Raw genomic sequence first — 11,870 nt, 5'->3', positions numbered from 1 at the left:
GCTTCGCGAGGCCAAAAGCAGCGGCCAATTGATGGTGAACCTGATAGTATCAATAACGCCTTATGTTTTTGAATATGATTTCAAGAAAAAAGCGCTTCAGCTTGTAAAAAGACTGACAGATTCAGGAATTAACCTGGCTTGCATGACAGTGGGCTTAAATGACAGCAAGTCAGGTGTTGCCCTGGCCGAAAAAAACGAACTTATTTACGGCAATGCATTCATAGAAGAAAAAATAGGCAAAATAAACTACAAAATTTTCCCTTACACATTCTTTCAGACTAACAGCTATTTGTGCGAAAAACTCTACGATACTATCAATGAATTTGCCCAAGCCCAAAAAGGCACCACTGCATTTGACCTTTTCTGCGGATCCGGAGGCATAGCACTATATATTTCAGAAGTTTTTGAAAAAATAATAGGGATTGAGCTCAATTCTAAAGCCATCGATAACGCTGTGGTAAATGCAAAACTCAATAACATCAGCAACTGCGAGTTCGTCTGCGAGAGAGTTGAAAACTATTTAAAGAAATTCGAAATATCAAAATTCAAAGTAAAGCTTTCGACTGTTGTAATCGACCCTCCCAGGGCCGGGCTCGCCAAAAAGTCCATACAGTCTATCATAGAATTGAATCCGGCGAATATAATTTATGTCTCCTGCAAGCTGGATTCTATAATCAATGATTTGCAAAGCTTCCTCCAATATTATAAAATAGTGTCAGTTCAACCGTTGGATATGTTCCCGCATACACCACATCTGGAAGTCATAGTAAAGCTAATACACAAATAATTTAAGTTTATGGAAAATCTATCAAATGATTTAAATGAACCGCAAAAAGAAGCTGTCCTTTGTACAGAAGGGCCTCTCCTTGTTTTGGCAGGTGCAGGAACCGGAAAAACCCGTGTTATAACTTACCGTATAGCCAATCTTCTTGAACAGGGCGTATCTCCTTATAATATTTTGGCGATAACCTTCACAAATAAAGCCGCTGAAGAAATGAAAAGAAGGGTTGCCCTGCTTTCCCAGGAAAAAGGCAGCCAGGTCTGGATATCGACTTTTCACTCCTTTGCCGCAAAAGTGCTCAGGATTGAAGCCCAACACATCAAATTAGACCGCAACTATGTAATTTATGATGATTCCGACCAGAAAAATATTATCAGGCAATGCATGAAAGAGCTCAATATTGACGACAAAAAATACAAGCTGGGAGCTATACAGGATGCAATAGCCCGGGCAAAAGACGACCTTATAGATGCCGGTTCATACGGGATCTATACAATAACAGACAATGACAAGATGCGTTATATTATATCGACTGTCTACTTGCTCTATCAAAAGAAACTCGACAGTTGCAACGCCCTCGACTTCGGTGATTTACTACTTAAACTTATGGAAGCGTTTATAAATTTCCCCCATATAAAAGAAAAATATATGGCAAAATTTAAATATGTTCTGGTTGATGAATACCAGGATACCAACCGCGCCCAATATATGCTTGTAAAAAACCTGGTTTCAAAACACAGGAACCTGTGCGTTGTAGGAGATGACGACCAGGCTATTTATTCCTGGCGCGGAGCGAATGTAAGGAACATCCTTGATTTTGAAAAAGATTACCCTGAAGTAAAAATAATAAAACTTGAGCAGAATTACAGGTCAACAAAAAATATCCTGGATTCTTCGTGGAACGTCATAAAAAACAATTCAGCCCGGAAAGAAAAACGTTTATGGACCCAGAAAGCGACCGAAGAGAATGTCCGGCTGTTAAACTTCAGCGATGAGCTTGAAGAAGCCAAATTTATTGCAAAACATATAAAAAACCAGCACGCTATACATGATATCCCGTATAAAAGCTTTGCGGTATTTTACAGGACCAATGCCCAGAGCCGCGTATTTGAAGACGCGTTCAGGCAGGAAAAAATCACTTACAACATTGTAGGTACTTTAAAATTTTATGACAGAAAAGAAATAAAGGACATTATTTCCTATTTGAGGGTCATTATCAATCCGAATGATAACCTCAGCCTAAAAAGAATCATTAATGTGCCCCATAGAAGCATAGGCGATACAACTATTAAAACATTTGAGGAATATGCGTCTGCAAATAATTTATCCCTTTGGGAAAGCCTGGCGCACGCAAACGAGCTTGATATTTCAGGCAGAACAAAGAAAATAATAGGCGACTTTGTTACTTTAATGGAGCATTTTAAACAACAGTTAGTTGAATTGTCCGGCCCGGAGCTCACCCAGGCAATACTCAAGGAAACAGGCTACCTAGATACTTTAGAGCTTGAAGATACTGCCCAGTCAAAAGAAAGAATTAATAACCTTATGGAATTTTTGTCCGCTATCCAGGAATACAATGAGCAAAACGATAAAAAAAGTATCGAAGAATTTCTGGGCAATATAGCGCTTATGTCTGAGGTTGATACCTGGGATAAGGCAAAAACAGTAAATTCTGATAACGTAACCATAATGACCCTTCATTTAGCCAAAGGGCTTGAATTTGATACAGTGTTCGTAACCGGCCTTGAAGAAGGGTTGTTTCCTATCTCTTCTTCAATTATGGAAGATAACCTTGACGAAGAGAGGCGGCTGTGTTACGTAGGCATGACCCGTGCAAAAAACAATCTTTTTCTCACTTATGCGGAATCGAGGAGATTGTACGGGCAGATAAGGTTTAACGCGCCCTCAAGATTTATACAGGAAGCGCAACTATCGACGGAGTCAATGATTATGACAAAACCAAAGCAGGCACAAGCAGCAAAACCGTTTTATGTTTCAAAAGTTTCTGCAAATCCAAAATCATCGGGTATTTACCGCAGGGGCCAGAGAGTGAAACATGCTGAATTTGGCCAGGGAAGGATTGTGACTATAAGCGGAGAAGAAGAAAATTTGAAGGTTACTGTGCTGTTTGAAAACGGCAATATGAAGAAACTCCTGGTGAAATACGCCAACCTCCATTCTTGTTAAAACTCACATTTTTTCATACCAGAGCGTGTTCGAGATATTTATGGATAAGCACACCTACGTATTTACTGCCGATTATTACTACGACAGCAACTGCAATATGCTTCAATACTTCCATTTTCGGGCTTTTGTTGTTCTTGCGTGAAATATAATAACTTAGCACTGAAAGTACCGATAAACCCCAAACAAATGAAATAATCTGCGCTTTATCCATAGGGAACACTACTACAATAAAAACAAAACTTAAAGATATAATTAACCTGGTCAAAAAATTAAAAATCGTTGATATAAATGTCTCTTTAGCCCCGCAAGGAGGTACCGCCAAAACTAAAATTAGCTATTGATTTTACTTCCTGCTTTAAACCTGCCATTTTATTAACCTCAATTATTTTTTACCAGGATATCACCGATAATGTTGGCGGCTTCGTCGCCGCGGTCCGCAGCGTTTGATAAATGCCTGTAAACTTCCCTCGTTTTAAGAATCAAAATCACATCATTGGTTTTAAACAACTCAACGAGGGCTTCCCTATACCTGTGTTCTACGGTATTTTCCAGCTTTTTTACTCTTATTATATGTTCGGTACAGACCGACGGGTAAGATTTTATGGAACTTATCGCTTTATTTATCTCCTTACTGGCTTCTAAAAGTATTCCTGCAATTTCTTTAAGATGAGCATCCGGCTTTATTTCAAAAAGCATCATTTCTTCAACTGTTGATTTTGTATAATCCAGTATGTCGTCTATAGCGCGGGATAATGAGAAAATATCCTCACGGTCAATAGGTGTAACGAAAGATTTGTTAAGCTCATCAATCAATATCCTGCGCAATTCATCAGCTTCTTCTTCAATCTGGTAAACTTTTTGCCCATTCTCCTTTGTAGGGTATTGCACAAAATCATTTAAAAGCATCATGCCTTCTTGAGCCTTTTGGGATTGGGTAACTAGCATTGCAATAAAATCAAACCTTTTTTTGTACCAAAAAAATCCTTTTAGCATGCTATACTCCTCATTAAAATGTTAGTATTTTACTTAACAAATAAAACGACAAACCGGAAACAAGAGCCGCAACCGGCATGGTTACAAACCAAACTACAATTATTTCAAATATTTTTTCCCACTTCACGGCTTTTATCCTGTCTGCGCTTCCGGCGCCCATTATCGAGGTTGAAACTATATGAGTTGAAGAAACAGGATAGCCGAGTATTGTGGAAATATATAGCACAACACTACTTGAAGACTGGGCCGTAAAACCATGTATCTGTTTTATGCGGTATATGCCTATACCAACTGTTTTTATAACACTTGCTCCCCCGGCAAAAATGCCAAAAGCCATAAAGGATGCGCAAAGAACTACTACCCATACAGGCGGCGCAGCGCCGGAAACAGATACACTGCGAAAACCCAGGGCTAGCAAGAGCAGAGTCAGCATTCCCATTGACTTTTGTGTATCGTTTGAACCATGTGAGAATGCTAACAGCATGGACCCGGCAATCTGCAAGAACCTGAATAACTTATTTATTTTTGGCGTAGTATTCCTGACAAGTAAATACGTAATTTTGGTAAAAAAATAACCGAAAATAAAACCAACAGCCGGAGTAAGCAGCATCACCAGCAATATTATTAAAACATTGTTCCAATGAATGAACCCTATTCCATGGCTGAATATCACGCTGCCTAAAAGCCCGCCCAATAATGAATGTGAGGCGGAAATAGGGAACCCTGAGTAAGTACAATAAATATTCCAGAATATAGAACCAATTAAAGCCGCAAGCAGGATAATTATACCGCTTTTAGCATCAACAAATATTATTTGCGGGTCAAAGATGCCTTTAGTTATTGTTTTTGCGACGTTCACACCTAAAAAACATGCCCCCAGGAATTCACATACAGCCGCCAGAGCTATTGCTTTTCTTGGAGAAAGAGCCCGGGTAGAAATAACCGTAGCAACAATATCCGCTGAATTGTTGAATCCATTTGTAAATACAAATATCAAAACAAAGACTATTACAGCTATACCAATAATTGTCATGCTATTCAATTATACCCTTCTTCTTGCGATAACGACCATCGTTGGCGCAATGACAATATTTTTTAGAGAAATATAATATATAAATTGAGACAGCAAATACATCAATTCTTTTGCTGTTGAAACAAATGGCCTTCCAAGGGGGCCACCAGTACCGTAAATATCCCCTTTAGTGAATTTTGAATTATATATTTCAATACTTTCAAAACCAGCTTTCTCTAACATCTTTTTTACTGATTTTGGCGTAAAAACATACAAATGAAGGACAGCTGGAAAGAGTTTTAGAAAAACCAGCGGCCAGGCAAACCTGGTCAGATTGAGATGCCACAAACCGTTATTTAACCTCATTACCAGCAAACCATCTGCCTTTATTATCCTTTTAATTTCAACAAGTTCGTTTACAGGGTCGTAAAAAAAATCAAGCACGCCAAATAATGTAACTATATCATACTCCTTGTCACGAATATTCATATCCTGTATATTTTTCTGGTAAACGTTAACTCCATAAACATTACGCACAAAATTAGCGGCCTGAATACCCATCTCGGTTCCCGCCACATCCCACCCTTTCCGCAGGCGGGCTAAGGCAAGAAAAGCTCCATAACCACAGCCTATGTCAAGCAATTTAATATTCACCGCCGCAGGGGCGCGCTTTTTGTCAATTTTTGAAATAATATCGGCAAAAAGCTCTTTTTCCGCTTCCAGAAATATTTCTCCCGCATTTTCCCTGGCTGATTCTTTGAGGGAACTTATCCATTCTTCTTCTGGAACCCTCGGATTCTTATAAACAAGCCCGCATTGTTTGCAACGAACATATTTGTAATCACCGTCAATTAGAACAACGGATTCACCAGAATCGCAGATATTACACTTTGTATATTCCACCTATTTCTCCTGTTTGCCGATTACTTCATACAGCACTTTTTCATAACTATCAGCCGCTTTATCCCACGAATAATTATTTAAAACATGGGTTCTGCTCTCATTACTGATTTGTTTACTTCTTTCTTCAGATATATCCAAGTACTCGAGAATTTTTATTGCCAGATCACGGGGTTGCGGAGACTTAAACAAATACTCACTGCCGGTTATTAACTCCCTGGTAGCACCGACATCAGTCGCAAGAACCGGTGTACCGCAGGAAAGCGCCTCAAGTGTAACCAGGCCAAAACCTTCAAGCTCGGCTGTAGGAAGAATAAAATAGTCTGCCGCCTGGTAATATAAAGGAAGTTGTTCATCATTTACTAATCCGATAAACTTCACGTTTTGTTCAAGCGAAAATTCAGAGGCCATTTGTTTAAGCTTTTTTTCCAAGGAACCTGCGCCTCCTATAATCAGAAGAACGTTATTACGCTTTTTTGTGACAATTTTCAACGCTTCTATTAAATTATCCAGTCCCATTCTGGGCTCTAAATTACGCACTGTAAATAATATTTTTTTATCTTCCGGCAGGCCCAGCATTTTCCGCTGCAGCTTCTTGTCTTGCCCAGGTTTAAATCTTTCCGTATCTATACCGCCTGGAATAAGTACCGTTTCGGCCTTTCCAATATTGTGATATTCTTTCAGTTGCTCGATACTGTAATTGCTCAGCGCTATTACTTTTTCGCAGGCTTTAATCATTCTTCTCTCTATTTTTTTTCTTATTAAGGAATTTGTTTTACTATAAATGCCATTTTTGCCCTTTGACTTCGCTCTTACCTCATATTCTTTATGCCAGGGTGAAAAGAAAGTATATACTTTGGGGATTGCGGAAATACTTTTTATACGGTTTACGATCATGGATGATTGAGGATGATTATAATTTACAATATCGAAAGATTCTCTATATATCAGGCTGTCCAGCATCTTTCTTGTTTGGAATAAACCTGCAATAATAGTTTTAACGAGGTTTCCGCTGAAAAACGGATACCTTACAATATTTCTACCTTCATTTTCTTCCTTTTCAGGCAACCCGGGCCTGCCCCTGGTAATAATGGTAACTTGGTGGCCTTTTTTCTGAAGCCCTTTTGAAATTTCAGTTACCACTCTCCCGGAACCTGCCTTTTCATCTTCGAAAATAATATCTGAAACCATAAGTATATTCATTTTTTTCAATTCTAATACCCCATGTTTACCATAAACTTTTCTGCTTCCTTTATAACTTCTTCCGGTGTTATTATTTTCATGCAATGCATATAAGCTTTTTTTGGGCATTCCCAGTAGTAACATGGGTTACACTTTATCTTTTTCCACAATAATTTCATCTTATCTTCATTGCCGGAAGGAACGTCACGCCAGGGGTCGCCTGAACCCGCAACCGCGACAAAGGGTATTCCCTCTATCCCGGCAATATGCATTGCCGCGCTATTTGTCGTTAGAAGCAGATTCGCCCTAGATACTAAATTTATAAGCTGGCCAATATTCAATAACCCAGCCGTAAGAATTGCCTGCGTGTTCATTTTTTTAATTATAGCTTCAGCTATTTCTTTTTCAGTTAGGCTGCCCAAAAATATTATATTTGCAGAATATTTCTTAGCGAAATAGTCGGCTGCTTTTGCAAACCCTTCAGTTTCCCAGCGCCTGGTGAGCCGGTCTGACCCGGGATTTATTAAAATTATGGGCTTATCCAGTTTAATATTCCAATCTTTGAGAAGACCATCAACTTTCTTTACATCTTCACTGCTTTGCCATAATCTGGGCTTTTCCTGCTTAAAATTCGTACTGAGTAATTCAGTAATACGGTTAAAATAATGGAATTGGTTATATTTGTATTCCCTGAAATCATTTATCCGTCTCGTAAAAAACAGGCCTCTATTTTGAGTATTACGGCCCAGGCTCTGAGTTATTCCTGCATATTTTAGAAGCAAAGCCATCCTTAATGCGCCAAACCAGGAACTAATCTCAGAAAAATTAACTGCCAAATCAAACCTGTTTTTGCGCAAACGGCCTAAACTTTTTAGGAATCTTATTATTTCATTCCAATTTTCCACTGAAAACCCCCGGCTGTGTTTGACGGGTAATTCATACACTTTATCAACATAAGGGCAATCCTTTGCATAATTAAAAACTTTGGATGAAACCAATAAAGAAATCACTGAATCAGGACATGCTTCCCTGATTGATTTTATGGCTCCGATTGATTCTATAAAATCTCCGATACCGGCAACGTTAATCAATAATATCTTTTTAAAATCGTAAGGATTACTAATTTTTTTAACTGGCTTTATTTTAACTGATAAATCCGGCATTTTTATATTATGGCTGTCACGCCATTTTTCAAAAACAAGAAAACTCCATAGCTGGTCGGAATAATTCTTTCTGCCGTTTTTATGGTCATTCCAAATTTTCTCTATATAAGCGTAATTGAGGTAATTCTTAAACTCTTTTTTATTGACAAAGCTTTCAACCTGAGTCCTAAGAGCATCTGTCAGCCATCTGGCCAGAGGGGCCATAAAACCCTGTTTTTTCTGATTGATAATTGTTTCCGGAATATACCTTTGCATAAGTTTTTTAAGCAGGTACTTCTGTGTAAAACCCTTCATTCTTAATTTTGCGGGAATTTTAGCCATATATTCTACCAAGCGGTGATCGCACATCGGCACGCGTAACTCCAGTGAATTAGCCATGCTCATGGTATCAGCCATAAAGAGCAGGTCATCAACCAGGTAAGTTTTAATATCCAGACGCATTATTTTGTCAACCAAATCATTCGAATAACATGAATCATAATATTTTTTATGTACTGCAAAACTATCTTCGCTGCCCAGGTAATCTACAAATTTATCGGTATATAATTCATTTTTTTCTTCCTGCTTGAAATATGATGTATAGGAAAGATACCGGTCCCGCTCATTACATCTCATTCCATACAAGAACCTTTTTACCCTGCCGGCAGAATTGTTTGATGCATAGGATTCAGCTATTGAGCTTATAAGTTCTACGGGTATATTAATTTTCGGCAGGTACTGGGCCAGTTTCATGCCCTGGTATCTTGGGTACCCGCAAAACAGTTCATCACCGCCTATGCCCGTAAGGGCTACGGTAAGTTTTTCCCTGCTTATTTTTGATATCAGGTAAGTCACTAACGCAGAAGAATCTGCAAAGGGCTGCCCAAAATGTTTTGTTACAGTATCCAGCAATAATCCTGATTCAGAATTAATAATAGTTTGTGTGTGATTTGTTTTAAGGTATTGGGCTATTGCTTTCGATTTGTCAAGCTCGTTAAATGAATCATCAGGAGGCAGAAAACCGAGGCTGAATGTATTAATAGGAATATTTGAATTTTTTGCTGCGATTGCTGTAATGGTGCTTGAATCCCGGCCTCCGGACAGAAAAATGCCTGTCGGAACGTCGCTTATCAGGTGTTCTTTGATGATTGTATTTAATAATTCGTCTATTTGATCAATATAGTGTTTCTCGGTTTTATGTTCTGCTTTTTCAAAATCTATTTTCCAGTACTTGTTAATACTTACCTGTTTATTTTGAAATACCATAGTACAACCAGCGGGCAATTGTTTAATATCTTCATAAAATGTTTCTGGGGCGGGGCAATAAAGGAAAGTAAGATATTTGTCAAAAGAACGCAGGTTTATACCTTTTGAAATTTCAGGGCCCGCTGATAACGAATTAATTTCAGAAGAAAAATACAGTTTCCCGTTTTTTACCGAATAAAAAAGAGGTTTTATTCCTAACCGGTCGCGCGCGATAAAAAGCTTTTTGTTTTTCACGTCCCAAAGAGCTATCGCAAACATGCCGGCGAAATGCTTCACGCAAGCTTCGCCATATTCTTCATAGGCATGGACTATTACTTCTGTGTCAGTTTGAGTTTTAAAAACATGGCCTTTTAAACGAAGCTCATCCCTTAAGCCTTTGAAATTGTATATTTCGCCGTTAAAAACAACCACCACTGTTTTATCTTCATTAAAGATAGGCTGACCTCCTGTATTGAGGTCAATAATAGCCAGGCGGCGCATTGCCAGGCTGACTTCATTTTCCTGGCTTGTGTAGAAACCCTCGCCATCCGGCCCGCGGTGTTCCAGAAGGCCAGCCATTTTATGAAGCAGTTCATTATCTCTTAAATTGGTAAATCCGCAAATTCCGCACATAGTTAGCCTTCAAATACCTTGATGAATTTTTTTGACATGTTTTCGATTGTAAATATTTTCACGCGTTCAAAACCTTTTTGCCTCATTTCCGAAGCTAATGCCTCATTGTCTAATACTTCCACCATTCTGTTTTTTATATCCAGCGTGCTGAACGGATTGAAATAAAGCGGCGCAGAACCGAATATCTCAGGCATGGATGAAGTATTAGAACTTATCACTGGGCAGCCGCAAGCCATGGCTTCTAATGCTGGCAGGCCAAAACCTTCGTATAAGGAAGGAATTACCAGCAAGTGAGCTCCGCTATAGAGAATAGGAAGGTCGTCATCGTTTATATGCCCTAAAGCTTTAACACCGTCAACTTTGTAATGATGCTGGTCCACTCCAGCCAGGACAAGATGGTACCGGCTCTTCATATCATCCGGCAGTAAATTAAAAGCTGAAACCAAACGATTAAGGTTCTTATGCTCATTTTTATTGCCAGTGTAAAGTATGTATTTTTTTTCTAAGTTATATCTGCTTTTTAATGATGTAATCTCATTTTGGCCCGCCGGTTGAAACCTTTCGCTTATTCCCAGGTAAATTACTTCAATTTTCTGTTCGGGGATTCCCAAAATATTGACTATATCCCTTTTTGAGTATTCTGAGCAGGTGATTACTTTTTTCGCTTTCCCGGAAACCATTTTTATAAGAAATTTAAGATACATATTATAAAAAAGTTTGTTACTATAAGGTTCTACGACAAAATAGGTTAAATCCAGCAAAGAAATTATTGAAGGTATTTTTGTAAACACCGGCATTTTATAGTAAGGAGAATAAAACAAATCAACTTTATTTTCAACCAGGGCATTTTTGAGCTGGAACTGGTCCCACAGGAAGGCTATATTGCTATTTATTACTTTTTTATCGAACTTCGCATTCTTAAGGAAATCATAGTCAAATTTCGTCTTTTGATTCCCAAAAAGGACAAATTCATTAGGACTGTCATTTTCGGAAATGTAGCGGAGCAAATTAATCAATATCCGGCTTATGCCCGTAAGTCTGCCTGTGAGTTCCCTGCAATCAATCCCAATCCTCAAGATTCCTCCTTTTTCATTGCATGAAATTCTAAAGCAATGCCATAATTCTTCCTGGTAAGGTTAAATACTATTCCGGAGGCATAATCAATTACTCTTTCGGCCCAGAAAGAACGCCCCTTATCAACCGTTTCTTTTATTATTTTAAATCCGGTTTTATCTAATAAGTTTCTTAAAGTTTTTGAAGTAAAAAAACTGACATGTATTTCTCTTTCTCCCATTACAAAAAGCTTCAATTTTTTTAGCTTAAACACTGTATAAGCCAGCATGTAGATATAGTTGTTTAAATTCGGGACCGCGATAACCAATACTCCCGAAGGTTTAATAATCCGGTTGATTTCCTTTAATACAGCGCTGGGGTCCGGCATATGTTCCAGCACATGCCAGATAGTTACGACATCAAAATTATTGTCAGGGAATTTCGCTTCCCGCAAATCCCCGGTAAAAACATTTAATCCGAACTTTTTAGCTGCATGCGCCGCGGCAAAAGCGGATATTTCAGTACCGAAAGTTTCCCACCCGTCTTTTTTTGCGAAACTTAAGAACTCACCCGGCCCGCAGCCGACATCAAGTATTTTCCCCTTTGCTGCTAGCGCAGGTTTTTCTATTTTTTCCCAGCGTTTTACAAAAAATTTAAGGCGCGGTTCCTGAAGTTTTGAAATCCAGGGTTTGAAATATTCTTCTTGGTAGCACTCAGTCAGCGATGCCTGCTCGGGCAGAGG

The 11,870-nt window shown here is 38.6% G+C and carries 10 protein-coding genes; 2 read left to right on the top strand and 8 right to left on the bottom strand.

The features are described 5' to 3' along the window. Together KKH91_07975 and KKH91_07970 are read left to right on the top strand one after the other, a co-directional pair. A partial coding sequence (locus tag KKH91_07975; GenBank protein MBU0952741.1) for a methyltransferase domain-containing protein occupies positions 1-787 on the top strand: 787 nt, incomplete at its 5' end. Positions 788-796: 9 nt separating this feature from the next. Then, on the top strand, positions 797-2,968 hold the full coding sequence (locus tag KKH91_07970) for a UvrD-helicase domain-containing protein (GenBank protein ID MBU0952740.1): 2,172 nt from the start codon (positions 797-799) through the stop codon (positions 2,966-2,968). 13 nt (positions 2,969-2,981) lie between these two features. On the opposite strand, the gene KKH91_07965 is transcribed toward KKH91_07970, so the two are convergent. From KKH91_07965 to KKH91_07930, 8 genes are all read right to left on the bottom strand, one after another. Further along, positions 2,982-3,179 (bottom strand): hypothetical protein, encoded by a 198-nt coding sequence (locus KKH91_07965; protein MBU0952739.1) that lies wholly within the window; start codon positions 3,177-3,179, stop codon positions 2,982-2,984. A gap of 167 nt (positions 3,180-3,346) precedes the next feature. After that, the gene (locus tag KKH91_07960) at positions 3,347-3,961 is read right to left on the bottom strand and encodes a DUF47 family protein (protein MBU0952738.1); all 615 of its coding nucleotides are present in this window, start codon (positions 3,959-3,961) and stop codon (positions 3,347-3,349) included. A gap of 13 nt (positions 3,962-3,974) precedes the next feature. Beyond that, positions 3,975-4,994 (bottom strand): inorganic phosphate transporter, encoded by a 1,020-nt coding sequence (locus KKH91_07955; protein MBU0952737.1) that lies wholly within the window; start codon positions 4,992-4,994, stop codon positions 3,975-3,977. A gap of 9 nt (positions 4,995-5,003) precedes the next feature. Next, positions 5,004-5,876, bottom strand: a complete 873-nt coding sequence (locus KKH91_07950; protein MBU0952736.1) for a methyltransferase domain-containing protein — start codon at positions 5,874-5,876, stop codon at positions 5,004-5,006. Further along, the gene (locus KKH91_07945) at positions 5,877-7,085 is read right to left on the bottom strand and encodes a glycosyltransferase family 4 protein (GenBank protein MBU0952735.1); all 1,209 of its coding nucleotides are present in this window, start codon (positions 7,083-7,085) and stop codon (positions 5,877-5,879) included. 2 nt (positions 7,086-7,087) lie between these two features. After that, positions 7,088-10,075 carry an asparagine synthase (glutamine-hydrolyzing) gene (asnB, locus tag KKH91_07940; GenBank protein MBU0952734.1) on the bottom strand — a complete coding sequence of 996 codons (2,988 nt, stop codon included), beginning with the start codon at positions 10,073-10,075 and terminating at the stop codon, positions 7,088-7,090. Between the two features lie 2 nt (positions 10,076-10,077). Continuing rightward, a complete protein-coding gene (locus KKH91_07935; GenBank protein MBU0952733.1) occupies positions 10,078-11,151 on the bottom strand; it encodes a glycosyltransferase family 4 protein in 1,074 nt (357 codons plus the stop codon). Continuing rightward, the coding region (locus KKH91_07930) for a class I SAM-dependent methyltransferase (protein MBU0952732.1) at positions 11,148-11,870 on the bottom strand (723 nt) is incomplete at its 5' end. The genes KKH91_07930 and KKH91_07935, both read right to left, overlap by 4 nt.

The organism is Elusimicrobiota bacterium (genome assembly GCA_018816525.1).
GTDB lineage: Bacteria > Elusimicrobiota > Endomicrobiia > CG1-02-37-114 > XYA2-FULL-39-19 > OXYB2-FULL-48-7.
Note: the sequence above shows the minus strand (reverse complement) of the source record. Positions and strands in the feature narration are given on the sequence as shown.